The sequence below is a fragment of the Stenotrophomonas sp. YJH_SMC_110 genome, assembly GCF_059369255.1.
In genome coordinates this window covers 303710-328503 of the sequence record NZ_JCAFSM010000003.1, presented here as the reverse complement: position 1 = coordinate 328503, position 24794 = coordinate 303710, and the positions used below count along the sequence as shown (strand labels likewise).

The following is a 24794-nucleotide window of genomic DNA, read 5'->3' as shown; positions in this document are numbered from 1 at the left end:
TGCCTGGCTCAGTCTTCAATCTCGCCACGGCGGCCTGCCGCGCGCACCGCCTGCGCGGTGGTGGCCACGCCGAGCCGTTGTCGCGCTCGCCGCAGATGGTTCTCCACCGTGCGTGCAGACAGCCCCAGCGTGGCCGCGATCTCCGCCTGGCGCCGTCCAGCAGCGACCCAGCGCAGCACCTCGCGTTCGCGTGCGCTCAACGCGCCTGCGGGGATATCCGCAGGCGCCTCGGCGAACTGGCGCGCCGCACGGAAGGCTGACGTTCCGACCATTTCCAGCAGCAGGCGCGCGCTGGCGGATGCATCAATCGAGGTGCCGGCGAAACTGACCGCACCCTCCAGGCCGGTCGGGCCGAACACCGGCACCTGCAACCCATGCAGGCCATCGCCGCGCGGCTGCTTCACCACCTGATAGCGTTCGCCGCGCACGCCCTGGCGCTTGCTCCAGAAGAACGGCGCATTGCCGTCCAGTACATGGCGGTTGACCGGGCAGGCATGCAGGTAGCGGGCAAGTCCGGTATCGCTGCCGTCGCCGAACCAGTCACCCTCGATCCAGTACACGCGCTGCGCGTCGCGTTCCAGCCCGGTCCCGGTGGCAAACACCAGCAGTCGATCGTAGCCCAGGGGTGAGGCGGCGGCGCGCAGCACGCCGCCCACCGCGGGCAGTGACCGCGCCTGTTCCAGTTCCAGCAGCGCGGGCACCAGCGCAGGCATGTGCTCAGCGCCCCGCCAGTGCATCGAGCAGCGTACGCGCGGCCAGCTTGCCCAACGCGTTGCCGGCCAGCGGACTGTCGCCGGTCAGCAGCAGGCGATCCTGCAGCACGCTGCCATCGATGCCCTCATTGACGATCTGCACGCCCTGCTGGGCCAGTCGTTCACCGAAGAACCAACGCAGCTGCCCCGGCATGTAGCCGATCTCCGGTGTCTGCCGGTCCATTGCGTCGGGGAAGGCGCAGATGCGGTAACCACGGAACAGCGAGCCACCGTCGGCTTCGTCGACGCCCGCCGCCAGCAGCGCCGCCGGGCCATGGCAGAGCGTGATGATGTGGCGCTGCCCGGCCATGGCCCACTGCAGCGTGGCCTTCACCGCCGCGCTCTCCGGCAGGCCGATCAGTGCGCCGTGGCCACCGGGAATGAAGATGGCGGCATAGTCCGAATCGGCTCCCAGGCCGGCCACCACCTCATCCAGCTGCAACGGCTGGCGGAAGCGCGCCTCATAGCGTTCGTACAGGGCGCCGATCTCGCGGTCCTCGCGCGGGAAGGCCCACCATTCGAACTTGACGGCGTTGCCGGACAGCGTCGCCACGTCGATGTCGAAGCCGGCCTTGTCCAGGTGGTACATCGGCAGCAGGGTTTCCACCGGATGGTTGCCGGTGGAGAACAGATGGCCATTGGCGGTCGGCAGATAACGCTCGTCGGCGGCGATCATCAGCACCTTCCAGCGGCCGTCGCGGCGTGCATCCGGATAGTCGGCCCCTGACAGGTCGCTCTGGGGCGAGGTGAACTGCGACAGCGAGTACGGCGACGGGAAGAAGGCATCGCGCTCGGCCGGATCGGGGCTGGGCTGGCGGCTGGGCTCTTGCGTGTTCATGCGGACCTCCGTTGGGGAAAATGAGCCCAGCATAGGAGGCCGCGTGCGCAGGCGCGATGAGGGATTCCCCTCAATGGACCACCACCCGGATGCTGCATCGCGCCACCGGCCCGGTTGGACAGCGGGATTATGTCGTGTTATCTAGCCGGTGCCGGGATAATCCCGGCATAACCACACAGCAAGCAAAGGAATGAAAATGAAAAGATTCGCCCGAGCATTGCGCGTCACTCTGAATATCCATCCGAACGAGAAGAGCAGTGTGTGGAATACCTGGCCGCTCTGGGTCGAGTTCTGATCCTGCGGGGCAACCCCGCGATTGAGCGGTAGCAAGACGAAGGGACTCGTCTTTCGAGTCCCTTCCTGCCGGAGACGCACTGCATGCAAGGGATGTCGAATGAAGGCAGCGCCATTGCTGCCGAGCGCCTGGCTGCGCGGGTGGAGCGCGAAGGACCGGTGCTGAAACTGGAAACGGGCGGTATCGGGGTGTTCTGCCCAGAACTGGCCGGCAAGGTCGACAAGGAGAATTCCGAGCACCTGTTCGTGGTCGAGTCGCTGGCCGACCTGTTCCGCCGGCACGAACGCGTGCGCTGGACCGAAGTGCGCAGCCTGATCGCCACGCGCAGTGCTGAGCTTACCGGAGCGCAGACCCTGGAGGCGCTGCAGTCGCGCATGCGGCAGGCGTTGGACGCACTGTGCGGGCGCGAGCTGGATGCCACGCCAGCCGTGTGGAAGGTGATGGCGCATCCGCTGGTGCCACTGGTGATCGACGGGCTCGACGCGCGCGGTACCGAGGCCATCGAACGCGCCCTGCATCTGCGCTACACCACCCAGGTCGAGCAGGTCATCCATCGGCGTCATCTGCTGCGCAACTTCCTCATCGGTCGTGGCGAATCGCGGGCGATCACCGCCGAACTCAGGCGCCGGGTCCGCAGCGGACGTTCGCCGCTGGACTACGCGCAGTCATTGTTGACCCTTCGCGAGCGCATCGGCCTGGACAAGGTCACCTACCTGGTCACCGTGCAGCTGATCGCCATTTCCGGGGTGCCCGGCATGATGGCCGCCTGCCTGCTGCTGGCGATGCAGATGCATCCACACTGGCGCCAGCGCATCGAGGAGGAATTCGCGCCGCTCTCGGATGCGGAGATCCATGCGCTGCCGATGGCCAGGATTCCCTGCACGATGCGCTTCCTGAAGGAAGTGATGCGACTGTATTCCACACCCTTCAACAACCGTCGGGTGGCCGCCTGCGATCTGCAGGTGGAAGGGCAGGCCATCGCCGAGGGCACGGTGTTCGAGCTGAGCTCGTTCATCCAGCATCGCTCGGCGAAATACTGGGATGACCCGCTGCTGTTCGATCCCGATCGCTGGCTGCCCGAAAGGCGCAAGCGCACCGCCGGCATCTATGTGCCTTACGGCTTCCCCACGCGTTCCTGCGTGGGATCGGCGGTCGGCAATGCACAGCTGGTATTGCTGTGCGCGCTGCTGGCGCGCGAATTCCGTTTCACCCCCAGCGCCGACTACCGGCCCGAGGTGCGCATGGAAGGCTTCGCGATTCCCGCGGCGCTGCACGGCACGTTCTCGCGCCATACGGCCGGTGCCTGATCTGCAGGGGCGGGCGGCTTACTTTGCCGTACGCCCGTGTTCCTGCATGTCCTCATGCAGGATCCGCCGCAGCTCGACGATGGCCGGCGTGGCTTCCTGCACGCTGTGACCGGACACGATCACCTTCTCCGAAACGGCGTGTGGCAGGTGCGAGCTCCAGTAGGGCACCAGCCCGTCATCGGTTTTTTCCAGTGGGCCATCGGCCTTGGCGCGGGCGATGATCGAGTGGTAGTGCACCTTCGGTGACATCGGCAGGTCGGCCACGGCGCGGACGAACGGGTCGTCCTTGTCCAGGTTCTGGATGCTGTTCATCTGGTAGCCGTGCTTGCCATCGTTGCGATCGATCTGGCCGTCGTTGGCCAGCGTCGCCACGTCCTCCAGCACGGTCAGCGGCAGCCGTACCAGGCGGCCGATCCAGCGGCCGAGGCGGGTACCGGCCACGTCGGTGCCGCGATGCGGTGTGGCGATGAAAACCACCCGCGATACTTCCGGTTCCGGCAGGAAGGTCAGTACCGGCGCGCCCTTGGTGCGCAGCAGCTCGCGCTGGGCGGGCGACATCTGCGCGGTGGCCAGCAGGGTGTCGACCAGGTGGTCGCCGGAGGAAGAGACCATCAACCGCGTGATCACCCCGCCCATGCTGTGCCCGACCAGCACCATGTCATGCGAGGCCTGCGCCTTGCCGCTGGGGTCGAAGTGCTTGAGCACTTCGGCCAGCGTGTGGCGCATCGCATCGTGGCTCATCGCGATGGGCATGTTGGTCGGGTAGTAGAACTGCCAGACCTGGAAGTCCTGGCGGATCTCGTCGTCGCGCATCAGTTCGTTGGCCACGTTCACCCAGGCCTCGGGACTGCTGGCCAGGCCATGGATCATCAACAGCACGCGGCGGTTCGGGTCGTAGGGCTGCATCATGTACAGATGCGGCGCGTCGATGCCGCCCTTGCCACCAAACAGCGAGCGCAGCGACTGCTGGCTGAAGTTGGAGCGCGCCAGCCACAGTGCGTAGCCCGCAGTGAAGTTGGCCGCCAACGGCACCTGCTGGCCGTGCAGGGTTACTTCCGAGACCTGGTAGGGATCGTGGATCTCCAGTTCCGGCTCGTCGTCGTGCAGCACTTCCCACAGGTTCTTTCCCGAGAAGCGCAGCAGCACCGTCATCGAAGGCGAGGGCATCTCGCTCCAGCTCTGCGCGGCCGTGGTGCTTGCCTGCGCGGCGGGCGTCGCTGCCGAAGGCGGGGTGGCCGTGCTGCCAGCCGGATCGTCCATCACCGCCACCAGCTCGGCACCGAAGCCATCGCGGCGATGCACGCCGCGCAGCGTGCCGGTGAACGACAGCGAGGCCGCCGGTACCAGCTCGGTGGGGGTACGTGTATCCAGCGGCGATGCTTCGCCCGAAGGGGCCAGCACGAAGGTCCAGCGGCCGAGCTGGAAATGGCTGGCCTGGCTGTGCACGCGCCCGGTGGCGTACGCGTTGTACAGCTGCACCGAGGCTTCCTGCACAGCCAGGTTGTAGTAGTCGCGCACCTGGGTCTGGCGGTCCTCGAAACCACGCTGGTTGGCGGTGCGCTCGGTGAAGAACAGATAGGCATAGGCCTGGCGCGCGACCTGCATCCACGCATCGAGGCGCGGCTGGAAGTCGGCATCCAGTTCGGTGATTGCGGTCTTGGCGCGGCCGGATGCCGAGTACTCACGCTTCGGCGCCGGCAGGGTCATCGCATGCTGCAGCCACAGCTCGGCCAGGCTGGAGCGCTTGTCTTCCTCGCGCACCACGATGCTGCTTTCCATGGCCTCGATGCAGGGCAGGCCGGGCTTGGCACAGACGCCCTCATCGAGCCCGGCCACGCGCAGAGTCTCGGTGGTCGCCGCGCTGAGCTTGCCGGAGGTGAGGATGTCACCGCGCTTGAGCGCGATGTACTGGCCGGGCGTGACCGAGGCGACCTGCACCGACGGCCCGAACTGGCGCAGCGTCGCGCAGCCCCCCAGGGTGAGCAGCACGGTGATGATGAGGGTCGTGCGGCCGATGAAGCCCATGCCCGTGGTAGCCATACGATGCTCCTGCGCGGTGGCGTCACTCTAGCGGCCGACCTGTCAAAGCGGAATAGACCGAACGGTCGGTTTGGGCCTGGCCGCCGTAGGCGATTCAGCCATTCCCGTGTGACACTGCGGCGAATGGAAGGGACACGGTGATCGCGATGGCCTGGCTGGAAACCCGCATTCCCCCGCCCGTGGTGATGCTGCTGTTCGCCGCTGCGGGCTTTGCAGCACGCTGGCTGTGGCCGGGTTTCCACCTTCGGGTGCCGGTGCCGGTTCTGCTCGCAGGCGTGACGGTGACGCTGGGTGTCGTGCTCAATCTGCTGCCCAAGCTGTCTTTCCAGCGCGCCGGTACCACCGTCAATCCTCTGCGACCTTCGGCGTCGAGCGCGCTGGTTACCAGCGGAATCTACCGCCGCACGCGCAATCCGATGTATCTGGGCCAGGCGTTGGTCCTGCTTGGCGCCATGGTGTACCTGCAGAACCTGATCGCGCTGCTGGTGGTGCCGCTGTTCCTGGTGTACATCACCCGGCTGCAGATCCTGCCGGAGGAGCGGGCACTGATGGCCCGCTTTCCCGAGGCGTACGCGCAATACCGTCATCGCGTGCCGCGCTGGCTGTAGCGTCGGCTACGCCATCAGCGGCTGATCTGGCACTTCACCGCAGCCGAATAGCCCTCGTAGTCGTCGCCCGCGATCACGTGCAGGGTGTGGCGCTTGTCGATGCGCTTCACGTACGACGGCTCTTCGGTGTTGGCATGCTCGTTGACCTCGGTCACCGACCAGGCCTTGGCCAGGCGCTTGGAATCGACGCCGTTCAAGTACACGAAGAGGCTCTTCTCGCCTTCGGCCACGTTTACATCGGCACTGGTGACCGTGCCGCCAAACAGCGCGACCGGCTTGTCCTCCGGCTCGAAGGTGCCGCCCGGTTTCTTGGCCAGGCCGGCGGCCTGCAGCGCATCGATGGCGTCGGCCGCACTGAAGTTCGAGCCGGCCTTGCAGGCCAGCAGCGCTTCCAGCGTGGCGGTGCCGGGGGGCGCGATGGCCGGCGCTGCAGCGTGCGTGGCTGAGGCTGCGGCGAGAGTGGTGAGGAGCAGGACGAGCGTGGTTGTGGCGGTTTTCATTGCAGATCCTTCTGGCGGCAGCAGGCCGGGGCAATGCAGCGATGGAGCGAAAGCTCCATCCCGATTATGCCCCACGCTTCCCGCACGACGAGCAGGCACAAAAAAGCCGGAACCCCCTCGACGGGAGATCCGGCTTCTTGCGGCCTCGACAGGCCATACAGATGGTGGAGGTGGGCGGAATTGAACCGCCGTCCGAAGGCACTCCATCCCCAGCACTACATGCTTAGCTCACCGTTGGATCTCGTCCCCGAACAGCACGGTGCGCAAAGCGCATCCGGGAACCAGCCTGTTGTGTTCTAGTGCCGGACTGACAGGCAGCCATCCAGCGCGATTCCATGATAGTGACTCTACACCGCGAGCATGGACACAAGCGGTTTCGAGGCTTAGGCCTTAAGCGGCCAGAGCGTAGTTGTCGTCGTTGGCAACTAGAGTTTTGCAGCTGGATTTACGAGGAAAGCTACCCCCTCGGCATGCGCCAGGCGACTTCACAACCCCCGTCGAAACCAATGCACCCCCGGTTTCTTCAAGTTCTGCAAGGTACAAGGCCTGTTTCGTGTCGCCACGGCCAGTGCCTGCCCAACGCTGCCAATGCTACGCCAAAACAGCTGAACAGTCACCGTGGCAATCCACAACATGTTGTAGAGCCAGCGGCATAGCGGATTGGTAACGTCACTGGCACGAATTTGCGACACACTGGCGGCGACCATCCGGGCCAGGACAGACACGGAGACTGTGGGTGACCGATGCAAGCCAACAACGCAGCCTGCGGCAGCTGATCGGGCCGGTCGGTGCCGACTACCAGCGGCGCGCCCTGCCGCCCGGCTGGGTCTGGGCGGTGCTGGCGGTGTTGCTTGCGGCCACCGCACTGACCGAGCTGCCGGCGACTGCGGCCGCGGCATTGGTGGCCAGTGCGGTGGTTGTGCACTGGTCGCAGCGCGGTCGCATCCATTGGCTGGGCTGGCGCCTGCCGGGCCTGGCCGTGTTGGCGGCCCTGCTGTGGGGGCCGGAAGTGCTGTCGCAATGGTTCGAGCACGGGCTGGCCGTGGTCCTGATGTCGCTGGCCAGCCTCAGCATCGGCGTGCATGTATGGCAGGCGCGACAGATGGCGCGGCAGCTCCAGGGCGCGGCCGATTCGCTGGATGACGCCCAGCTGCTGGCCCTGCTGCCGGCCGACGCGGCCCAGCTGGCGCAGCGGTGGCGCGCCGGCGATGACCGGCATGCGCCGGAACTGGCAGTGGTGATGCACCTGGCCGTGATGCACGCAGCGCTGGCGCCGCGCATGCGCGGGCAGGGCGTGCTGGCAGGGTGACCGGTCGGCGTTTCCGCGGCCGCGGTCAGGACCCTGACAATGGCTTGCGCAGGTAGATCCGCTCGTGCCCGGGCGGGCAATCGGGCAGCCGCCCATAGACGGTGTAGCCCTGCCGCAGGTAGAAAGCTTCGGCCTGCCAGTCGAAGGTATCCAGCATCACGTTGCGGGCGCCAAGCTGGCGCGCGGCGGCTTCTGCTTCCGCCAGCAGGCGCTGGCCGATGCCTTGCCCGCGCAGTTCCGGATCCACCCACAGCACATGTACCTGCAGCCAGCCGGCACAGACGTCGGCCAGCACACCACCGCGCAGCGCGCCGTGCTCGTCATGCCAGGCCAGGCGGACTGGAGTCTCATCGAGTGAATCGCCGCCGTGGGCCTGGTTGAAGGCCAGCAGGCGCGCGCACAACGTGCGCGTTTCATCGGCGCTGGCAGTCACCATGGCGCCGATGGGGGCGGTCATGCGTCGCGGTTGCCGCGACGCATCACACGCTGCTTCTCGATCGCCCAGTCGCGGTCCTTGGCGGCATCGCGCTTGTCGTGGGTCTGCTTGCCCTTGGCCAGCGCGACTTCGAGCTTGATCTTGTTCTTGCTCCAGTACATCGCAGTGGGCACGATCGTGTAGCCATCGCGCTCGACCTTGCCGACCAGCTTGTCGATCTCGCTCCGGTGCAGCAGCAGCTTGCGCTCGCGCCGGTCATTGGCCACCACGTGGGTGGAGGCCTGGATCAACGGGGTGATCTGCGCGCCGATCAGGAAGATCTCGCCGTGCTTCACATAGGCGTAGGCGTCGATGATGTTGCCGCGGCCAGCGCGGATCGACTTCACCTCCCAGCCCTGCAGGGCCAGGCCGGCCTGGAAGCGCTCTTCGATGTGGTACTCGTGGCGGGCACGCTTGTTCAACGCGATGGTTTTGTTGGCCGTCGCGCTCTTTGCTTTATCCTTGCCGCTGTTCTTGCTCATTTCCGTATTGTCTCCGATTCGGGCCCGCCCGGTCGATTGCCGAAACGTCCTGTATTCATGCCTACTATCCGCCGCAGCGCCCTGGTCGAACATTCGGCCGCGCGCATGTTCGACCTGGTCAACGACGTCCAGGCCTATCCGCGCCGTTTCCGCTGGTGCTCGGCTGCCCAGATCCTGGAGCAGGGCGAGGACCGCCTGGTGGCGCGCCTGGACCTGGGCCTGGGGTCGTTCAGTACCTGGTTCCAGACTGAAAACACCCTGCAGCGCCCGCACAGCATCGACATGCAGCTGCGCGATGGCCCGTTCAAGCAGCTGCACGGCCGCTGGGAATTCCATGCGCTGGCCGAGGATGCGTGCAAGGTCACCCTGACCCTGGAGTTCGAACCCAGCTCGCGCCTGCTCGGTCCGGCCCTGGCGATCGGCTTCCAGGGACTGGCCGATCGCATGGTCAATGATTTCGTCCGCGTCGCCGACGAGGGCTGAGCGATGATCGAGGTCGAGGTGGTGCTGGCCTGGCCGGAGCGCGTGCTGTCGCGCCACCTGCAGCTGGAAGAGGGAGCGACCGTGGCCGACGCCATCGCCGCCGCTGCGCTGGAAGGTAGTGCCGACTGTCCGGCCGCCGCGGTGCATGGCGTGCTGGCCCGTCCACAGCAGGCGCTGCTGGACGGGGACCGCGTCGAGCTGCTGCGCCCGCTGCTGGCCGACCCCAAGGACAACCGCCGGCGTCGCGCGCTCGGCGGTTGATCCCGGCAACCCGTCCCTGCGGACGGGCAGGCCTCAGCGGCCCTTCTTCTTCTTGTCCTTCGGCAGGTTGCGGCCGAACTGGCGCACCGTCTGCTGGGCCAGGGCCTTGTCGTTGCCCGGGAAGTAGTCGCCTTCCCAGCGGGTAACGGCGTCATTCTCGAAGAACACCACGAAGTTCTTCACTTCGGTGCGGCCGAGGCGGTTCACGCGCTGGCTGGAGGTGTAGTCCCAGCGCTGGGCGTGGAACGGGTCGGGGATGGACGGGGTGCCCAGCAGCGCGGTGACCTGCTGCTTGCTCTGCCCGACCTGCAGCTTGGCCACGGCATCTTCCCGGATCAGGTTGCCCTGATAGATGGGTTGCTTGTAGATGATGCCGCACCCGGTGGTGGACAGGGCGACGGCGGCGACCAACAGGAGATTGCGCATCGGGACTGGCGGTTGGGGAAATCAAACCGATGATACACTCCCGGCGTGCCACCGCGACCCAATCCGAGGCAGCTGGCGCTAAATCGCCAATGAACGGAGACCTATGGAAACCCACGACCTGCGTAAAGTCGGCCTGAAGGTGACCCATCCGCGGATGCGGATCCTGGCGCTGCTCGAACAGCGCAATGCCCAGCACCACCAGCACCACATGACCGCCGAGGACATCTACCGCCAGCTGCTCGAGCATGGCGACGAGATCGGCCTGGCGACGGTCTACCGGGTGCTGACCCAGTTCGAGGCCGCCGGCCTCGTGCTCAAGCACAATTTCGAGGGTGGCCAGGCCGTTTACGAGCTGGACCGTGGTGGCCACCACGACCATATGGTCGACGTGGACAGCGGCAAGATCATCGAATTCGAAAGCCATGAGATCGAGGAGCTGCAGCGCAAGATCGCGGCCGATCACGGCTACGAGCTGGAAGAACACTCGCTGGTGCTCTACGTGCGCAAGAAGCGCAAGTAGGCCGTTCCGGCCAGCCGCTAGCGACGAAACCCCGGGCTTGCCCGGGGTTTTTCGTTGCCGGGGTCAGGGCCCTTTCCCTCCAGGAAAGGGGGCCGGCCCCGGGCGCTCTGCGGGGTAGGATCCCTTTGCGCCAGCAAAGGGCTCTGACCCCTTGCAACCGAGCAGGATCTCCAGGTCCACCGCCTCGGCCATCGCCCGGTTGCCGGCATCCCCCGGGTGGAGGTGGTCGCCGGAGTCGTAGGCGGCGGCCATCCGTGACGGATCGGCCGGGTCGCGCAGCGCCGCGTCCAGGTCGATCACCGCGTCGAACGGGCTGTTGCTGCGCAGCCATGCATTGAGCTGTTGGCGCAGGGCCTCCTTGTCCGGGTGGTAGTAGTCGTCCAGCGGCGTGCCGGGCAGGGCGCCCGCGAACGGCATCAGGGTGGCGCCGAATATGCGTAGACCCCGCCGGTGGGCCTGTTCGGCCAGGGCACGATAGCCGGCCTGCAGCTCGGGCAGGCTGGGCCGGGGCTGCGCGCGGGCGAAGGCAGTACCGGGCCAGCTGATGTCGTTGATGCCGATCAGCACGATGACGCTGGCGACGCCGGGCTGATCCAGTGCGTCACGCCGCAGGCGGGCCAGAACCGACTCGCCCATGCCGTCGCTCAGCAGCCGATTGCCGGAAATGCCCGCGTTGACCACCGCGACGCCGCGCGGTGCCAGACGCGCGGCCAGATGGTCGGTCCAGCGCTGGTCCTGGTCGAGGCTGGCGGTGGCGCCGTCGGTGATCGAGTCGCCAATCACCACCACGCTACGCGCACTGGCGGCGGCCTCGACCTCGATCCCGGTGAGGAACAGGCGTGCGGTAGTGGAACTGGCACCCTGCAGGTCGCGCGCCCGGGCCTGATTGCCGCCGGCGATCCAGCTGGTCTGGCGGCCGTCCCAATGGAACGTCTGCACCGGCGTCGGCCCCGGCACGAAGACGCTGACCTGCAGCGCCTGGTGGTCTTCCGTGGCCACCGCCAGCGGATCGCTCAGCCGTTCCTGACCGGCACCGATCAACACCCCGGGCTGGCCGTCGAAGCTGAGCGGTTGCGGGGTGGCGCCCGCGGCCACGCTGGCCGCCCCGATCCGCAGCGGCTGGGTGCCGTAGGCATTGCTCAGCCGCACCCGCAGCCGGGACCCGCCCAGGCTGATGCGCGCGGTCTGGCGGAAGGTCTGGTCCTGCAGCGCGGCCGGAACCAGGGTCGGGAACAGGAAATCCGCGTCCCAGACCGGTTGCGGGCTGGCCTGCCAGCTGGCGACCCAGTGCGGGGCGGATGCGGCACTGGCGACGCCGGACAGGGCGAGCAGGGCGGTGGCGGTGAGCTGGCTCAAGCGGTTCATCGGGCAATCCAAGGGGGAGGGAACGCCATGGTGATTCCGGGGTTATCTGTGAACTAGACTGCGCATGGACAATCATCTGTGAACTGGATTCATCGTCATGGCGCGACCCGACATCAACCGATCCGGCGAACTGGAAGTGTTCGTGCGGGTGATCGAGACCGGTGGCTTCTCCGCCGCCGCACGCACCCTGGACATGACGCCGTCAGCAGTGAGCAAGCTGGTGGCCCGGCTGGAGCAGCGGCTGGGTACGCGCCTGCTGCAACGCTCCACCCGCCAGCTGCAGCTGACCCCGGAAGGCTGCGCGTTCTACGAGCGCGGCCTGCGCGTGCTGGCCGACCTGGAGGAGGCCGAGCGCTGTGCCAGTGCCCATGCCGAGCCGCGCGGACGGCTGCGGGTCAACTCCAACGTGCCGTTCGGCCAGCATTTCCTGCTGCCGCTGCTGCCGGCATTCCTCGAACGCAACCCGCAGGTAGGCGTGGACCTGACCCTCAATGACGAGGTGATCGACCTGCTTGAGCAGCGCACCGACGTGGCGGTGCGGGCCGGTCCACTGAAGAGCTCCAGCCTGGTGGCGCGGCGGCTGGGTGCGACGCGGATGATGATCGTGGCTGCACCGGCCTACGCGCAGCGGCACGGGCTGCCACGCACTGCCGAGGAGCTGCAGTCGCACAACCGGTTGGATATCGGCCATGCGCGCGCGATGCAGGGCTGGCCATTGTTGCAGGACGGGCGCGAACGCATGCTGCTGCCCAGTGGCAACGCGCGCGCCAGCAACGGCGATGCGCTGCGCCAGCTGGTGCTGGGTGGGCTGGGCATGGCGCGGCTGGCAGCATTCCAGGTGCAGCCGGACATTGCCGCCGGGCGCTTGCTGCCGGTGCTGGAGGACGCCAATCCCGGTGACCTGGAAGAGGTGCACGCGGTGTTCCTGGGGCAGGGCGGCTACCTGCCGCTGCGGGTGCGCGCATTTCTTGATTTCCTGGTGGAGAACGTCGATCTGACGCAGCCACAGGGGTAGTGCCGGCCGCTGGCCGGCAACCTCATGATCTTCATCCACCCGCATCGGGGTGCCGGCCAGCGGCCGGCACTACCGTGCGGAAGCCGAGCCAATGCTCGGCTCGGCCGGCGTTACACCTGCAGCAGCTTGCGTGCGGCGGCGCGCGCTTCCTTGCTCACTTCCACGCCGCCGAGCATGCGCGCCAGTTCTTCCTCGCGCGCCTTGCTGTCCAGCTTTTCCACTGCGCTCTGGGTCATGCCTTCCACCGGGGCCTTGCTGACCCGGTAATGGGCATGGCCCTTCGAGGCGACCTGCGGCAGGTGGGTCACGCACAGCACCTGGCGCTTCTCGCCAAGGGCGCGCAGCTTCTGGCCGACGATGTCCGCCACCGCGCCACCGATGCCGGAGTCGACTTCGTCGAACACCATGGTCGGCACTGCATCCAGGTCCAGCGCGGCCACTTCGATGGCCAGCGAGATGCGCGACAGTTCGCCACCCGAGGCCACCTTGCGCAGGGCACGCGGTGGCTGCCCGGCATTGGCCGCCACCAGGAATTCCACGCGCTCGGCACCCTGCGGGTCGGGCTTGCCGGCGTCCTGCGGTTCCAGCTCGATCAGGAACTGGCCGCCGCCCATGCCCAGCTCGGCGATGATGCCGGTGGTGGTGGCCGACAGCTCGGCAGCGGCGGCGCGGCGGCTGGCGGTCAGCAGCCCGGCCTGCACGCGCCACGCCGCAGCGGCCTTGTCGATCTCGCCGGCGAGGCGCTGCAGGCGTTCGTCAGCACCACGCAGCTGTTCCACTTCGGCGTGCATGCGCTCGCGCTGCGCGCCCAGCTCGTCCATCGGCACACGGTGCTTGCGGGCCAAGTCGTGCAGGCGGCCGAGGCGACGCTCGTTCTCCTCGAACTGTTCCGGGTCGGCGTCGAGGTCGTCATGCACGCGGTCCAGCAGCGACAGGGCTTCGTGCAGCTGGATCGAGGCGTTTTCGATCAGGCCGTCGACCTCGCCCAGGCGCGGGTCGTGTTCGATCAGGCGCGACAGCTCGTGGCGCACCTGCTGCAGCAGGTCCAGCGCGGAACTGCCGTCGTCGCCATTGAGCTGGTTGCTGGCCGCCTGGCAGGCACTCAGCAGGGCACTGGCATGGGCCTGGCGGCGGTGGCTGGCGCCCAGCGCGGCAATCGACTCCGGTTCCAGGTCTTCGCGGTCCAGTTCGCGCAGCTGGTGCTCCAGGAAGCCGATCCGGTCACTGACGTCGCCCTGCTGCGACAGCGCCAGCGATTCATCGACCAGCGCCTGCCAGGCCGCAGCGGCGCGGCGCACCTGGCGGCGCTCGTCCTCGTTGCCGGCATAGGCGTCCAGCAGGGCCAGCTGCGACGGGCGCGTCAGCAGGGCCTGCTGTTCGTGCTGGCCGTGGATCTCCACCAGCAACGAGGCCAGGTCGCCCAGCTGGGCCAGGGTCACCGGGCGGCCGTTGATCCAGGCCCGCGAGCCGCCATCGGCACGGATCACGCGGCGCAGCTGGCACTGCTCCTCGTCGTCCAGCTCGTTGTCGGCCAGCCACTGGCGCGCGGCCTGCAGCTGGTCCAGCGCGAACTCGGCCGACAGCTCGGCGCGCGCGGCGCCGTGGCGGACCACGCCGCTGTCGGCGCGCAGGCCGGACAGGAAGCCCAGCGCGTCGACCATCAGTGACTTGCCGGCGCCGGTCTCGCCTGAAACCACGGTCATGCCTGGCCCGAACTCCAGTTCGGTGGCGCGGACGACGGCGAAATCCTTGATCGAAAGATGTCTGAGCATGGGTAAGGGGGTGTCAGCAGCCGCGCAACGCTAGCACGCGGGCGCGGGAGGTCCAATGACTTGCCAAGGTGATCCGCCGCCATTATCTAGTGTCCGTGTCTCACAGGTTGATTCCATGCACGGTTCTCCCGACCAGCTTGCCCCGCGTGCGCGCCATCTGCTGCGCACGCTGATCGCGCGTTACATCCAGGACGGTGAGCCGGTCGGCTCGCAGACGCTGGCGCGCGTGGCCGGGCTGGAGGTCAGTCCGGCCACCATCCGCAACATCCTGGGTGACCTGGAAGACCTGGGGCTGCTGGCTTCGCCGCACACCTCGGCCGGGCGCGTCCCGACCGCACATGGCTACCGGGTGTTCGTCGACAGCCTGCTGCAGATGCAGCCGCCGGGCGAAGGCGAGCTGGCCCGGCTGCGCCAGGAACTGGCCGGCGGCGGCAGCACCCAGGCCCTGCTTGGCAGCGCCTCGGAGCTGCTGTCGGCGATGAGCCACTTCGTCGGCGTGGTCAGCGCCCCGCGGCGCGAGCAGTTCGCGTTCCGCCAGATCGATTTCGTGGCGCTGGACGGGCGCCGGGTGCTGGCGATCCTGGTGTTCGCCGACAACGAGGTGCAGAACCGGGTCATCGAGACCCGCCAGGAGTTCGCGCCGGGCCAGCTGGAACAGGTCGCCAACTACCTCAACGCGCATTTCGCCGGCCTGCCGATGGCCGAGATCCGCACCCGCCTGCTGCTGGAACTGCGTGATGCCCGTTCGGAGCTGGAGCAGCTGCTGGCGCACAGCATCGAGCTGGCCGAGCAGGCCCTGCAGCCGGCGGCCGACGACATGCTGGTGGCCGGGCAGACCCGTCTGATGGGGGTGCAGGACCTGTCCGACCTGGAGCGGCTGCGCGAGCTGTTCGAGCTGTTCTCCAGCAAGCGGGAGATCCTGCAGCTGCTGGAGCGGACCATCCAGGCGCCCGGCGTGCGCATCTTCATCGGCGAGGAGACCGGGATGATGCCGCTGCAGGGCGTCTCGCTGGTCACTGCCCCTTACACGGCCAATGGCCAGGTGCTGGGCGTGCTGGGCGTGATCGGCCCCAAGCGGATGGCCTACGACCGGATGATCCCGCTGGTCCAGGCTACTGCCGATGTACTCGGCGCGGCGTTTTCGCCAGCCGGGCGCACTCCTGGAACATCCGACGCTTGAAACGCAGCATCCCGCCCACACTAGGGTGGGTGGAGGCGGAGACTGACCGCCAGGGACCCAGACATGAACCACGAACATCCAGATATCGAATCCCAGCAGACTGCCGCCGATGCGGCCGCCGCCGCCGGCGTCAACGACGAAGTGGAGCGCCTGCGCGCCGAGGTCGAGCAGATCAAGGCCGATGCGCTGCGTGAGCGCGCCGACCTCGAGAACCAGCGCAAGCGCGTTGCCCGTGACATCGAGCAGGCCCGCAAGTTCGCCAACGAGAAGCTGCTGGGCGAGCTGCTGCCGGTGTTCGACAGCCTGGATGCCGGCTTGAAGGCGGCCGGCGATGACCCGCATCCGCTGCGCGAGGGCCTGGAGCTGACCTACAAGCAGCTGCTGAAGGTTGCCGCCGACAACGGGCTGGTCCTGCTGGACCCGATCGGCCAGCCGTTCAACCCGGAACACCACCAGGCCATCAGCCAGGTGCCGGCCCCAGACGCCGCCCCGGGCAGCGTGGTGACCGTGTTCCAGAAGGGTTACCTGCTCAACGAGCGCCTGCTGCGGCCGGCGCTGGTGGTGGTGGCCGCCGACTGACCCCTCCAGGGCCGGAAGGCGGGAATGTCCCGTCACCCGGCCCGACGCTGAACGCGCCGGGCGACCGGAAACACAGCGTTCGGGAGATGGCTTGAATGTTCCACGAGCCTCCCCCACATCGTATTCATCCACCGGCCGAACGGCCGGACTGACCCCAACAAGCATCCTCAGGAGTCTCCCCCATGGGCAAGATCATTGGTATCGACCTCGGCACCACCAACTCGTGCGTGGCGATCATGGACGGCGGCAAGGCCCGCGTCATCGAGAATTCGGAAGGCGATCGCACCACCCCGTCGATCGTCGCCTACACCAAGGACGGCGAAGTCCTGGTGGGCGCCTCGGCCAAGCGCCAGGCCGTCACCAACCCGAAGAACACCTTCTATGCGGTGAAGCGCCTGATCGGCCGCAAGTTCACCGACGCCGAAGTGCAGAAGGACATCGCCCACGTCCCGTACAGCATCCTGGCCCATGACAACGGCGATGCCTGGGTGGCCACCAGCGACGGCAAGAAGATGGCGCCGCAGGAAATCTCGGCCAAGGTGCTGGAAAAGATGAAGAAGACCGCCGAGGACTTCCTCGGTGAGAAGGTCACCGAAGCGGTCATCACCGTGCCGGCCTACTTCAACGACAGCCAGCGCCAGGCGACCAAGGACGCCGGCCGCATCGCCGGCCTGGACGTCAAGCGCATCATCAACGAGCCGACCGCGGCCGCGCTGGCCTATGGCCTGGACAAGGGCGACAACAAGGATCGCAAGATCGTGGTGTACGACCTGGGCGGCGGCACCTTCGACGTCTCGGTGATCGAGATCGCCAACGTTGACGGCGAGAAGCAGTTCGAAGTGCTGGCCACCAACGGCGACACCTTCCTGGGCGGCGAAGACTTCGACAACCGCGTCATCGAGTACCTGGTTGAAGAATTCAACAAGGACCAGGGCATCGACCTGCGCAAGGATCCGCTGGCCCTGCAGCGCCTGAAGGACGCTGCCGAGCGCGCCAAGATCGAGCTGTCCAGCGCCCAGCAGACCGAAGTGAACCTGCCGTACGTCACCGCTGACGCCTCGGGTCCGAAGCACCTGAACATCAAGCTGACCCGCGCCAAGCTGGAAGCGCTGGTGGAAGACCTGATCAAGAAGTCGATCGAGCCGTGCCGCGTCGCCCTGAACGATGCCGGCCTGCGTTCGAGCGACATCAGCGAAGTGATCCTGGTCGGTGGCCAGACCCGCATGCCGAAGGTGCAGCAGGCGGTGACCGAATTCTTCGGCAAGGAACCGCGCAAGGACGTCAACCCGGACGAAGCCGTGGCACTGGGCGCTGCGATCCAGGGCGGCGTGCTGGGCGGCGACGTCAAGGACGTGCTGCTGCTGGACGTGACCCCGCTGTCGCTGGGTATCGAAACCATGGGCGGCGTGTTCACCAAGATCATCGAGAAGAACACCACCATCCCGACCAAGGCCTCGCAGGTGTTCTCCACCGCCGAGGACAACCAGTCGGCCGTGACCGTGCACGTGCTGCAGGGTGAGCGCGAGCAGGCCCGCTTCAACAAGTCGCTGGCCAAGTTCGACCTGTCCGGCATCGAGCCGGCTCCGCGTGGCCTGCCGCAGGTGGAAGTGTCCTTCGACATCGACGCCAACGGCATCCTGCACGTGTCGGCCAAGGACAAGAAGACCAACAAGGAACAGAAGGTCGAGATCAAGGCCGGTTCGGGTCTGTCCGAGGAAGAGATCGCACGCATGGTCGCCGACGCGGAAGCCAACCGCGAAGAAGACAAGAAGTTCCAGGAGCTGGTGCAGGCCCGCAATCAGGCCGATGCCCTGATCCACGGCACCCGCAGTGCCATCACCGAGCACGGCAGCAAGGTCGGCGGCGATGTCATCGGCAAGGTCGAGGCGGCCCTGGCCGACCTGGAAACCGCGATGAAGGGTGACGACAAGGCACAGATCGAAGCCAAGTCGAAGGTGCTGGAGGAAGCCGGCCAGTCGCTGTTCGCCGCTGCTTCGGCCGACCAGGGCGGTGCCCCGGGTGCCGACGCCGGCAACGCCGGCAAGGCGCAGGACGACGTGGTCGACGCCGAGTTCACCGAAGTCAAGGACGACAAGAAGTCCTGATCCGGACCGACACGGGACGCTGGCCATCAGCGTCCCGTTGTCGCATCAGGGTCCTGACCGCCCACCGGCGTGTCGGGGCGCCCGACGCAAGAGCGGACCTGGTTCCGCTCTTCCGCTTTGACGAATCCCGACTTTCCGGAACCAGATTCACCATATGAGCAAGCGCGATTACTACGAAGTGCTGGGCGTTGCCCGCACCGCCACCGACGACGAGCTGAAGAAGGCCTACCGTCGCTGTGCGATGAAGTTCCACCCGGACCGCAACCCGGGTGATGCGGCGGCCGAAGCCTCCTTCAAGGAGTGCAAGGAAGCCTACGAAGTGCTGTCCGATGGCAACAAGCGCCGCATGTACGACAGCCACGGCCACGCCGCGTTCGAGCACGGCATGGGCGGTGGTGGTCCGGGCGGCCCGGACATGAACGATATCTTCGGCGATATCTTCGGCAACATTTTTGGCGGGGGCGGCGGTGGGCCGCGCCAGGCCCGTCGCGGCGCCGACATCGGCTACGTGATGGAGCTGGACCTGGAAGAAGCGGTACGCGGCGTCGAGCGCCGCATCGAGATCCCGACCCTGGCCGAGTGCGGCGACTGCGATGGCAGTGGCTCCGAAGACGGCAAGGTCGAAACCTGCAATGTGTGCCATGGCCGCGGCCAGGTGCGCATCCAGCGCGGCATCTTCGCCATGCAGCAGGCCTGCCACAACTGCGGCGGCCGTGGGCAGATCATCGCCAAGCCCTGCAAGACCTGCCACGGCAACGGCCGTGTCGAGGAAGACAAGGTGCTGTCGGTGAAGGTGCCGGCGGGCGTCGATACCGGCGACCGCATCCGCTTGCAGGGTGAAGGTGAGGCGGGTCCGGCCGGTACGCCGCCGGGTGACCTGTACGTGGAAGTGCGCGTGCGCGAGCATGCGATCTTCCAGCGCGATGGCGACGACCTGCACTGCGAAGTGCCGATCCGCATCTCGCAGGCAGCGCTGGGCGACACCGTACGCGTGGCGACCCTCGGCGGCGAAGCGGAAATCCGCATCCCGGCCGAGACCCAGACCGGCAAGCTGTTCCGCCTGCGCGGCAAGGGCGTGCGTTCGGTGCGCAGCCGCAGCGAGGGCGACCTGTACTGCCGCGTGGTGGTGGAGACCCCGGTCAACCTCACCAACGAACAGCGCAAGCTGCTGGAGCAGTTCGAAGCCACCTTTGTCGGCGAGGAAGCACGCAAGCATTCGCCGAAGTCGGCGACGTTCATGGATGGCGTGAAGGGCTTCTGGGACCGGATGACGTCCTGAGTTTTTCAACCGAAGCGTTGAGCGGTAGCGCCGGGCCATGCCCGGCGTTTTCGTTTGCGATCAGCGGAAAAACGCCGCGGGCGTCTGCCCCAGTTGGCGCTTGAACATGCTGGTGAACGCGCTGGGGCTGTCGTAGCCCATCGCCAGCGCCACATCGATGACCTTGTCGCCGACTGCCAGCCGCTCCAGGGCGGCCAGCAGGCGCGCCTGCTGCCGCCACTGCCCGAAGGTCATGCCCAGTTCGCCGGCGAAATGGCGCTGGATGGTCTTCACGTCCACCTGCAGCGCCTGGGCCCAGTCCTGCAGCGTGGCGGCGTCGGCGGGATGCTTCTGGATGTGCTGGCAGATCCTCTGCAGGCGCGGGTCGGTGGGCGAGGGCAGGTGCAGCGGCAGCACGTCCATGCGGTGCAGCTCGTCCAGCAGCAGGCGCACCACGCGACCGTCGCGGCTGTCGTCCACGTGCGCGGACTCGATCAGGCTGGCCGCCAGCAGTAGTTCGCGCAGCAGCGGCGCCACCTGTACTGCGAACGCCCCATCCGGCAGTTGCGGCGCGAAGTCCGGTTCCACGTACAGGCTGCGCATGTGCACCTCGGCGATGCAGTCCACCGCATGCGCCATGCCGGCCGGAACCCAGATCGCGCGGGTGGAGGGCACGACCCAGCGGCCACCGTCCGCGCGCACCACCATCAGGCCGGACATGGCGAAGACCAGTTGGTGACGGCGATGCCGGTGCGGCGCGATGTGGGTACCGGGCGGGTAGTGCCGGGCGCGGCTGGTGACCGGGCGGTGTACCGGCACTTCGTTCCACGGCGCGGTCTCGCGGATCGGGCAGGGAGTGTCCTTTTTGCGATATGCCATGACCCGAACGCGGCAGAAGGGAGTGGGGGCCCACCGTAGCATGCGTGGCTCACCCCCAACCTGACTGTGTCCATGTCGACCCTGGCTTCTCCCGCAACGACCTCACGCCCGGTGGCTCCCGGCGTGCTGGCCGCCATCTCCACCTCGCATGTCGTCAATGACATGATGCAGTCCCTGATCCTGGCCATCTATCCGGTGATCAAGGGCGGCTTCAACCTCAGCTTCACCCAGATCGGCCTGATCACGCTGACCTACCAGCTCACCGCGTCGATCTTCCAGCCGTTGATCGGCATGGCCACCGACCGCCGCCCGGCACCGTACTCGCTGCCGATCGGTATGGCCTCGACCCTGTGCGGCATGCTGCTGCTCGGCTTTGCGCCGAACTACGCGGTGGTGCTGATGGCTGCGGCGATGGTCGGCATTGGTTCGGCCATCTTCCACCCGGAGGCCTCGCGCATCGCCCGGCTGGCCTCGGGCGGTCGCCATGGCTTCGCGCAGTCGGTGTTCCAGGTGGGTGGCAACTTCGGTACCGCGCTGGGGCCGTTGATCGCTGCGGCCGTGATCGTGCCGTATGGCCAGCGTGCCGCATCATGGTTTGCCGGCGCCGCGCTGATCGGCATCGCGCTGCTGACCTATGTTGGCCGCTGGTATGCACTGCACCTGGGCACACCGCGTCCGGCCAGCACCGCGTCTATGGCCCCGCGGCATTCGTCGCGCACCGTGGCCAAGGTGCTGGCGATCCTGCTGGTGCTGATCTTCAGCAAGTACTTCTACATGGCCAGCATCGGCAGCTACTTCACCTTCTACCTGATCCACCACTTCGGCATTCCGGTGGCACAGGCGCAACTGCATCTGTTCGCGTTCCTGGTGGCGTCTGCCGCCGGTGGTTTCCTCGGCGGCCCGCTGGGTGACCGCATCGGCCGCAAGCCGATCATCTGGACCTCGATCCTCGGCGTGGCCCCGTTCGCGCTGATGCTGCCGCACGCCGATCTGCTATGGACCACAGTGCTGGCAGTGCTGATCGGCTTCGTGCTCTCCTCGGCGTTCTCGGCCATCGTGGTGTACGCGCAGGAGATGATGCCGCACCGCATCGGCATGGTGTCCGGCCTGTTCTTCGGCTTTGCATTCGGCATGGGCGGGCTTGGCGCGGCCGTGCTGGGCATGCTGGCAGACAGGACCAGCATTGAATTCGTCTATCAGCTGACCGCGTTCCTGCCGCTGCTCGGTATCGTCGCAGCGTGGCTGCCACCGTCGCGGCCTGCTGCTCACTGAGGGGGTTGGGTTGCAGGGCTTGCAGCCCTGCACCTGCCGAAGCAACGTCAACAGCAGAAGCGGGCCATCCGTGGGTTGGCGGGGTGGGTTCGGTTGCAGGGGACGCCGTAAACCCATCCCTGGGGGCTTGGCCGCGGCATCCATGCCGCGGACACCCCTGCAACCGGACCCACCCCGCTTTCGACTGTTTTCCGCGATCTGTCGGAACAGCTCGTGGGGTCAGATCCGTTTTCCGAAGGAAAACGGATCTGACCCCGATTTATTTCGGTATCCCACAGATGTGCCGACCAACGGTCGGCACCCACCAAAAGTCGCGGGAATCTGTCAGAGGCGGGGCGGTGTGGGTGGGCAGGACCGTTGGCGCCATGGATGGCGCCATCGAGCCCCCATGGGTGAGGGCGCTTCGCTTGCGAAGCACTGCTTCGCAAGCGCCCGAACGCACAGCCGCCAGCGGCTGGGCCGGACCCCGGAGGGGGGTTTACGGCGTGTCCTGACCACCCACACCGCCCCGCCATCCCACGGAATGCGGCTCTTGATCTTGCTTCGGCTTCGCCTTCGGCAGGTGCAGGGCTGCAAGCCCTGCCGAAAACTCCCTTGGGCGTAGAATGCGGCCATGAGCGAATCCCTTGATAACCACCTGGTCCACGGCCGCCGCCAGCGGCCGGATGGGCCGTCGCCGATCGATGTCATCTCGGTCCAGTCGCAACTTGTGTACGGCCACGCCGGCAACAGTGCCGCCGTCCCGCCGATGTGCGCACTGGGCGTGCGCGTCGCCGAAATCCCGACCGTGCTGCTGAGCAATGCGCCGTTCTACGACACTACGCGGGGCCGCGTGCTGCCCGCCGACTGGTTTGCCGACCTGCTGCTGGGTACCCACGAGCGTGGCCTGCCGCAGCGGGCGAAGATGCTGGTGTCCGGCTACTTCGGCAGCACCGCCAACGGTGCGGCCTTCGCCGACTGGCTGGACAACATCCTGCCGGCCTGCCCACAGCTGCGTTACTGCCTGGACCCGGTGATCGGTGATACCCATACCGGACCCTACGTGGAACCGGGCCTGGAAGCGATCTTCGCCGAGCGCCTGCTGCCCCACGCCTGGCTGGTGACGCCCAATGCCTTCGAACTGAATCGCCTGACCGGCATGCCGGCACTGGCCGAGGCCGATGCCATCGCCGCCGCGCGCACGCTGCTGGATCGTGGCCCGCACTGGGTGATCGCGCACAGCGTAGGCGGCAACCCGGGTGAGCTGGTCACCCTGGCGGTCGGGCACGAGGAAACCTGGCGCTGGACCTCACCGCTGCTGCCGGTGGACGTGGCCGGTACCGGTGACGTGCTGATGTCGCTGGTGGTGTCGTTCCTGCTGCGCGGTGAGTCGATGCAGCAGGCGATTTCGCGCGCGATTGCCGGCACCCATGCGGCGCTGGAGGCGACCCTGGACAACGGCTTCGAGGAGTTCGACGTGATCGCTGCCGCGCCGGCGGCGCTGGCCGAAGGAACGCGCTTCCGCGCTGAACGCGTGGCATGAGCGGCCTGGATCCACGCACGCCGCGCACGGTCGGCATCGTCGGCAGTGCTGGTGCCTATGGGCGCTGGCTGTGCCGCTTCTTCCAGCAGCACCTGCAGCTGCAGGTGATCGGCCATGACCCGGCCGACCCGGACTCGCACACGCCGGAACACCTGCTGGCGCAGGCCGATGTACTGGTGTTCTCGGCACCGATCCGGCACACGCCGGCGTTGATCGCCGAGTACGTGCGGCAATCGGCGGGCCGCGAGCAGGGCAGGCTGTGGCTGGATGTGACCTCGGTAAAGGAGGCACCGGTGCAGGCGATGCTGGCCTCGCAGGCCGAAGTGGTCGGACTGCACCCGATGACCGCGCCACCCAAGGCGCCGACCCTGAAGGGGCGGGTGATGGTGGTCTGCGAAGCGCGGCTGCAGCACTGGCGGGCATGGGTCGATACGCTGTGCACCGCGCTGCAGGCCGAGTGCGTGCGCGCGACGCCGCAGCACCACGACCAGATGATGGCGCTGGTGCAGGCGATGGTGCATGCCACCCACCTGGCGCAGGCAGGCGTGCTGCGCCAGTACCAGCCGCAGCTGGGCGATCTGGCCGCGATGATGCCGTACCGTTCGGCGTCGTTCGAGCTGGGCACGGCGATCATCTCGCGCATCCTGTCGCTGAATCCGGCGATCTACGAAGACATCCAGTTCGGCAACCCGTACGTGGCGCCGATGCTGGAGCGGCTGGTGGGGCAGCTGCAGGCCCTGCAGGTGCAGGTCGGACAGGGCGACGACGGCGCACGGGCTGCATTCCGTGAGCAGCTGCTGTCAGCCAATCGCAGTGCCTTCGGCGAGCAGGCCCTGGCGGATGGCAACTACACGTTCGAACGCGTGGGGTATCTGCTGGCCGATCTGACCGAGCGCAACGCGCTGTCGGTGCACCTGCCGGAGGACCGGCCTGGCTCGCTGCGCGAGCTCTTGAACGTGTTCGAGCAGCATGGCATCAGCTTGGCTTCGATCCATTCCTCGCGCACGCCCGGCGGTGAAGTGCACTTCCGCATCGGATTCGTGGCCGGCAGCGATCCGGCGGCGATCACCCGGGCCGCGGCCGACGTGGACGCCAGCGGCATCGGACGGGTGCTGGGCTGAATTCATCCACAGGCGGTGTGGATGGTTTCTGAGCAAACGTGTGGATAACCCTGCGCAGCCCTTGTCAGGCAAGGCTGTCAAGATGCTTGGTGAAAAATTGATCACGCCTTCTTGTGGAGTCGAGCCTTGCTCGACTGCCCTTGGCAAAGCGCGTGTCGACCGAGGTCGACACCTACCAGAGCAGGGTGACACGGCCAGTGCCCACCAAGGTGGGCAGCGCTAGATCATCAACCGCAGTTCGCCACCGCTGGTGGTGAATTCGCGGCCATTGCGAACCAGATGACGCCCGTCATCCAGCTCGTAACGCGGCGTGGATTCAGAGTGATGCCCGCTGCCATTCGCCTCGGGCTTGAACTCGATGATGATGTGGCTTTCGCCATTGCTGTCGACTGCAGGGAACTGACGGAACGACATCGCGTACCTCCTTCAG

General features: G+C 67.1%; 25 protein-coding genes and 1 other RNA gene. 14 read left to right on the top strand and 12 right to left on the bottom strand.

Going from position 1 to position 24794, the window contains the following annotated elements; all coding sequences use genetic code 11:
- Nucleotides 1–8: 8 nt before the first annotated feature.
- The gene (locus AC5P6H_RS08655) at nt 9–713 is read right to left on the bottom strand and encodes a PA1136 family autoinducer-binding transcriptional regulator (protein WP_032959129.1); all 705 of its coding nucleotides are present in this window, start codon (nt 711–713) and stop codon (nt 9–11) included.
- A 4-nt stretch (nt 714–717) separates the two neighbouring features.
- Nucleotides 718–1590 carry a glyoxalase III HchA gene (gene hchA / locus AC5P6H_RS08650; RefSeq protein WP_049404683.1) on the bottom strand — a complete coding sequence of 291 codons (873 nt, stop codon included), beginning with the start codon at nt 1588–1590 and terminating at the stop codon, nt 718–720.
- A 378-nt stretch (nt 1591–1968) separates the two neighbouring features.
- On the opposite strand from hchA, the gene AC5P6H_RS08645 reads away from it, so the two are divergent.
- Nucleotides 1969–3192 carry a cytochrome P450 gene (locus AC5P6H_RS08645; protein WP_329768637.1) on the top strand — a complete coding sequence of 408 codons (1224 nt, stop codon included), beginning with the start codon at nt 1969–1971 and terminating at the stop codon, nt 3190–3192.
- A gap of 18 nt (nt 3193–3210) precedes the next feature.
- Here AC5P6H_RS08645 and AC5P6H_RS08640 read toward each other — a convergent pair whose 3' ends face one another.
- Nucleotides 3211–5232, bottom strand: a complete 2022-nt coding sequence (locus tag AC5P6H_RS08640) for an esterase/lipase family protein (RefSeq protein WP_495202530.1) — start codon at nt 5230–5232, stop codon at nt 3211–3213.
- 146 nt (nt 5233–5378) lie between these two features.
- Between AC5P6H_RS08640 and AC5P6H_RS08635 the strand changes: the two genes are divergently transcribed.
- The gene (locus AC5P6H_RS08635; protein ID WP_134966513.1) at nt 5379–5840 is read left to right on the top strand and encodes a methyltransferase family protein; all 462 of its coding nucleotides are present in this window, start codon (nt 5379–5381) and stop codon (nt 5838–5840) included.
- 14 nt (nt 5841–5854) lie between these two features.
- Here AC5P6H_RS08635 and AC5P6H_RS08630 read toward each other — a convergent pair whose 3' ends face one another.
- Together AC5P6H_RS08630 and ssrA are read right to left on the bottom strand one after the other, a co-directional pair.
- The gene (locus tag AC5P6H_RS08630; RefSeq protein WP_032959123.1) at nt 5855–6340 is read right to left on the bottom strand and encodes a hypothetical protein; all 486 of its coding nucleotides are present in this window, start codon (nt 6338–6340) and stop codon (nt 5855–5857) included.
- Between the two features lie 162 nt (nt 6341–6502).
- Nucleotides 6503–6856, bottom strand: a transfer-messenger RNA (tmRNA) gene (ssrA, locus tag AC5P6H_RS08625).
- 220 nt (nt 6857–7076) lie between these two features.
- On the opposite strand from ssrA, the gene AC5P6H_RS08620 reads away from it, so the two are divergent.
- Nucleotides 7077–7649 carry a hypothetical protein gene (locus AC5P6H_RS08620; protein WP_014646803.1) on the top strand — a complete coding sequence of 191 codons (573 nt, stop codon included), beginning with the start codon at nt 7077–7079 and terminating at the stop codon, nt 7647–7649.
- Nucleotides 7650–7674: 25 nt separating this feature from the next.
- Here the strand turns inward: AC5P6H_RS08620 and AC5P6H_RS08615 are convergent, their stop codons facing one another.
- Nucleotides 7675–8106 (bottom strand): GNAT family N-acetyltransferase, encoded by a 432-nt coding sequence (locus AC5P6H_RS08615; RefSeq protein ID WP_014646804.1) that lies wholly within the window; start codon nt 8104–8106, stop codon nt 7675–7677.
- Nucleotides 8103–8606: an SsrA-binding protein SmpB gene (gene smpB, locus AC5P6H_RS08610; protein WP_495202529.1), complete on the bottom strand. Its 504-nt coding sequence runs from the start codon at nt 8604–8606 to the stop codon at nt 8103–8105. Before smpB ends, AC5P6H_RS08615 begins: the two co-directional genes overlap by 4 nt.
- Nucleotides 8607–8663: 57 nt before the next feature.
- On the opposite strand from smpB, the gene AC5P6H_RS08605 reads away from it, so the two are divergent.
- Nucleotides 8664–9089 carry a type II toxin-antitoxin system RatA family toxin gene (locus AC5P6H_RS08605; RefSeq protein WP_032959119.1) on the top strand — a complete coding sequence of 142 codons (426 nt, stop codon included), beginning with the start codon at nt 8664–8666 and terminating at the stop codon, nt 9087–9089.
- Nucleotides 9090–9092: 3 nt separating this feature from the next.
- Nucleotides 9093–9350 (top strand): RnfH family protein, encoded by a 258-nt coding sequence (locus AC5P6H_RS08600; protein WP_495202528.1) that lies wholly within the window; start codon nt 9093–9095, stop codon nt 9348–9350.
- A gap of 33 nt (nt 9351–9383) precedes the next feature.
- Here AC5P6H_RS08600 and AC5P6H_RS08595 read toward each other — a convergent pair whose 3' ends face one another.
- A complete protein-coding gene (locus tag AC5P6H_RS08595) occupies nt 9384–9776 on the bottom strand; it encodes an outer membrane protein assembly factor BamE (protein ID WP_014036847.1) in 393 nt (130 codons plus the stop codon).
- A gap of 103 nt (nt 9777–9879) precedes the next feature.
- Here AC5P6H_RS08595 and fur point away from each other — a divergent pair, with 103 nt between their 5' ends.
- A complete protein-coding gene (gene fur, locus AC5P6H_RS08590; RefSeq protein WP_014646807.1) occupies nt 9880–10296 on the top strand; it encodes a ferric iron uptake transcriptional regulator in 417 nt (138 codons plus the stop codon).
- 63 nt (nt 10297–10359) lie between these two features.
- On the opposite strand, the gene AC5P6H_RS08585 is transcribed toward fur, so the two are convergent.
- Nucleotides 10360–11661 carry an SGNH/GDSL hydrolase family protein gene (locus tag AC5P6H_RS08585; RefSeq protein WP_495202527.1) on the bottom strand — a complete coding sequence of 434 codons (1302 nt, stop codon included), beginning with the start codon at nt 11659–11661 and terminating at the stop codon, nt 10360–10362.
- Between the two features lie 97 nt (nt 11662–11758).
- Here AC5P6H_RS08585 and AC5P6H_RS08580 point away from each other — a divergent pair, with 97 nt between their 5' ends.
- Complete coding sequence (locus AC5P6H_RS08580) at nt 11759–12676, top strand: LysR family transcriptional regulator (RefSeq protein ID WP_495202526.1); 918 nt, start codon at nt 11759–11761, stop codon at nt 12674–12676.
- A gap of 110 nt (nt 12677–12786) precedes the next feature.
- Here the strand turns inward: AC5P6H_RS08580 and recN are convergent, their stop codons facing one another.
- Entirely contained in the window at nt 12787–14448 is a 1662-nt protein-coding gene (gene recN, locus AC5P6H_RS08575) for a DNA repair protein RecN (RefSeq protein WP_014646810.1), read from the bottom strand.
- Between the two features lie 115 nt (nt 14449–14563).
- On the opposite strand from recN, the gene hrcA reads away from it, so the two are divergent.
- The 4 genes from hrcA to dnaJ all read left to right on the top strand — a co-directional run bounded on the left by hrcA (nt 14564) and on the right by dnaJ (nt 19591).
- A complete protein-coding gene (hrcA, locus tag AC5P6H_RS08570; protein ID WP_010484463.1) occupies nt 14564–15628 on the top strand; it encodes a heat-inducible transcriptional repressor HrcA in 1065 nt (354 codons plus the stop codon).
- Between the two features lie 63 nt (nt 15629–15691).
- A complete protein-coding gene (grpE, locus tag AC5P6H_RS08565) occupies nt 15692–16207 on the top strand; it encodes a nucleotide exchange factor GrpE (RefSeq protein ID WP_014646812.1) in 516 nt (171 codons plus the stop codon).
- Between the two features lie 182 nt (nt 16208–16389).
- The gene (gene dnaK / locus AC5P6H_RS08560; protein ID WP_032959111.1) at nt 16390–18312 is read left to right on the top strand and encodes a molecular chaperone DnaK; all 1923 of its coding nucleotides are present in this window, start codon (nt 16390–16392) and stop codon (nt 18310–18312) included.
- Nucleotides 18313–18466: 154 nt separating this feature from the next.
- Nucleotides 18467–19591, top strand: a complete 1125-nt coding sequence (gene dnaJ, locus AC5P6H_RS08555) for a molecular chaperone DnaJ (protein ID WP_014036853.1) — start codon at nt 18467–18469, stop codon at nt 19589–19591.
- 60 nt (nt 19592–19651) lie between these two features.
- Here dnaJ and AC5P6H_RS08550 read toward each other — a convergent pair whose 3' ends face one another.
- Complete coding sequence (locus AC5P6H_RS08550; RefSeq protein WP_495202525.1) at nt 19652–20449, bottom strand: AraC family transcriptional regulator; 798 nt, start codon at nt 20447–20449, stop codon at nt 19652–19654.
- Nucleotides 20450–20521: 72 nt separating this feature from the next.
- Between AC5P6H_RS08550 and AC5P6H_RS08545 the strand changes: the two genes are divergently transcribed.
- The 3 genes from AC5P6H_RS08545 (at nt 20522) to AC5P6H_RS08535 (ending at nt 24364) form a co-directional block, all read left to right on the top strand.
- Nucleotides 20522–21721, top strand: a complete 1200-nt coding sequence (locus tag AC5P6H_RS08545) for an MFS transporter (RefSeq protein WP_041863321.1) — start codon at nt 20522–20524, stop codon at nt 21719–21721.
- Between the two features lie 613 nt (nt 21722–22334).
- Nucleotides 22335–23243 carry a pyridoxal kinase gene (pdxY, locus tag AC5P6H_RS08540; protein ID WP_049441901.1) on the top strand — a complete coding sequence of 303 codons (909 nt, stop codon included), beginning with the start codon at nt 22335–22337 and terminating at the stop codon, nt 23241–23243.
- Entirely contained in the window at nt 23240–24364 is a 1125-nt protein-coding gene (locus AC5P6H_RS08535; RefSeq protein WP_049441899.1) for a prephenate dehydrogenase, read from the top strand. The genes pdxY and AC5P6H_RS08535 overlap by 4 nt, the downstream gene beginning before the upstream one ends.
- A 219-nt stretch (nt 24365–24583) precedes the next feature.
- Here the strand turns inward: AC5P6H_RS08535 and AC5P6H_RS08530 are convergent, their stop codons facing one another.
- Nucleotides 24584–24778, bottom strand: a complete 195-nt coding sequence (locus AC5P6H_RS08530; RefSeq protein WP_014646818.1) for a hypothetical protein — start codon at nt 24776–24778, stop codon at nt 24584–24586.
- Between the last annotated feature and the right edge of the window lie 16 nt (nt 24779–24794).

What these genes read in the sequence shown, in the direction of transcription:
- AC5P6H_RS08655 (WP_032959129.1), bottom strand. Translation starts at nt 713, where the DNA reads ATGCCTGCGCTGGTGCCCGCGCTGCTGGAACTGGAACAGGCGCGGTCA.
- hchA (WP_049404683.1), bottom strand. Translation starts at nt 1,590, where the DNA reads ATGAACACGCAAGAGCCCAGCCGCCAGCCCAGCCCCGATCCGGCCGAG.
- AC5P6H_RS08645 (WP_329768637.1), top strand. Translation starts at nt 1,969, where the DNA reads ATGCAAGGGATGTCGAATGAAGGCAGCGCCATTGCTGCCGAGCGCCTG.
- AC5P6H_RS08640 (WP_495202530.1), bottom strand. Translation starts at nt 5,232, where the DNA reads ATGGCTACCACGGGCATGGGCTTCATCGGCCGCACGACCCTCATCATC.
- AC5P6H_RS08635 (WP_134966513.1), top strand. Translation starts at nt 5,379, where the DNA reads ATGGCCTGGCTGGAAACCCGCATTCCCCCGCCCGTGGTGATGCTGCTG.
- AC5P6H_RS08630 (WP_032959123.1), bottom strand. Translation starts at nt 6,340, where the DNA reads ATGAAAACCGCCACAACCACGCTCGTCCTGCTCCTCACCACTCTCGCC.
- AC5P6H_RS08615 (WP_014646804.1), bottom strand. Translation starts at nt 8,106, where the DNA reads ATGACCGCCCCCATCGGCGCCATGGTGACTGCCAGCGCCGATGAAACG.
- smpB (WP_495202529.1), bottom strand. Translation starts at nt 8,606, where the DNA reads ATGAGCAAGAACAGCGGCAAGGATAAAGCAAAGAGCGCGACGGCCAAC.
- AC5P6H_RS08605 (WP_032959119.1), top strand. Translation starts at nt 8,664, where the DNA reads ATGCCTACTATCCGCCGCAGCGCCCTGGTCGAACATTCGGCCGCGCGC.
- AC5P6H_RS08600 (WP_495202528.1), top strand. Translation starts at nt 9,093, where the DNA reads ATGATCGAGGTCGAGGTGGTGCTGGCCTGGCCGGAGCGCGTGCTGTCG.
- AC5P6H_RS08595 (WP_014036847.1), bottom strand. Translation starts at nt 9,776, where the DNA reads ATGCGCAATCTCCTGTTGGTCGCCGCCGTCGCCCTGTCCACCACCGGG.
- fur (WP_014646807.1), top strand. Translation starts at nt 9,880, where the DNA reads ATGGAAACCCACGACCTGCGTAAAGTCGGCCTGAAGGTGACCCATCCG.
- AC5P6H_RS08585 (WP_495202527.1), bottom strand. Translation starts at nt 11,661, where the DNA reads ATGAACCGCTTGAGCCAGCTCACCGCCACCGCCCTGCTCGCCCTGTCC.
- AC5P6H_RS08580 (WP_495202526.1), top strand. Translation starts at nt 11,759, where the DNA reads ATGGCGCGACCCGACATCAACCGATCCGGCGAACTGGAAGTGTTCGTG.
- recN (WP_014646810.1), bottom strand. Translation starts at nt 14,448, where the DNA reads ATGCTCAGACATCTTTCGATCAAGGATTTCGCCGTCGTCCGCGCCACC.
- hrcA (WP_010484463.1), top strand. Translation starts at nt 14,564, where the DNA reads ATGCACGGTTCTCCCGACCAGCTTGCCCCGCGTGCGCGCCATCTGCTG.
- grpE (WP_014646812.1), top strand. Translation starts at nt 15,692, where the DNA reads ATGAACCACGAACATCCAGATATCGAATCCCAGCAGACTGCCGCCGAT.
- dnaK (WP_032959111.1), top strand. Translation starts at nt 16,390, where the DNA reads ATGGGCAAGATCATTGGTATCGACCTCGGCACCACCAACTCGTGCGTG.
- dnaJ (WP_014036853.1), top strand. Translation starts at nt 18,467, where the DNA reads ATGAGCAAGCGCGATTACTACGAAGTGCTGGGCGTTGCCCGCACCGCC.
- AC5P6H_RS08550 (WP_495202525.1), bottom strand. Translation starts at nt 20,449, where the DNA reads ATGGCATATCGCAAAAAGGACACTCCCTGCCCGATCCGCGAGACCGCG.
- AC5P6H_RS08545 (WP_041863321.1), top strand. Translation starts at nt 20,522, where the DNA reads ATGTCGACCCTGGCTTCTCCCGCAACGACCTCACGCCCGGTGGCTCCC.
- pdxY (WP_049441901.1), top strand. Translation starts at nt 22,335, where the DNA reads ATGAGCGAATCCCTTGATAACCACCTGGTCCACGGCCGCCGCCAGCGG.
- AC5P6H_RS08535 (WP_049441899.1), top strand. Translation starts at nt 23,240, where the DNA reads ATGAGCGGCCTGGATCCACGCACGCCGCGCACGGTCGGCATCGTCGGC.
- AC5P6H_RS08530 (WP_014646818.1), bottom strand. Translation starts at nt 24,778, where the DNA reads ATGTCGTTCCGTCAGTTCCCTGCAGTCGACAGCAATGGCGAAAGCCAC.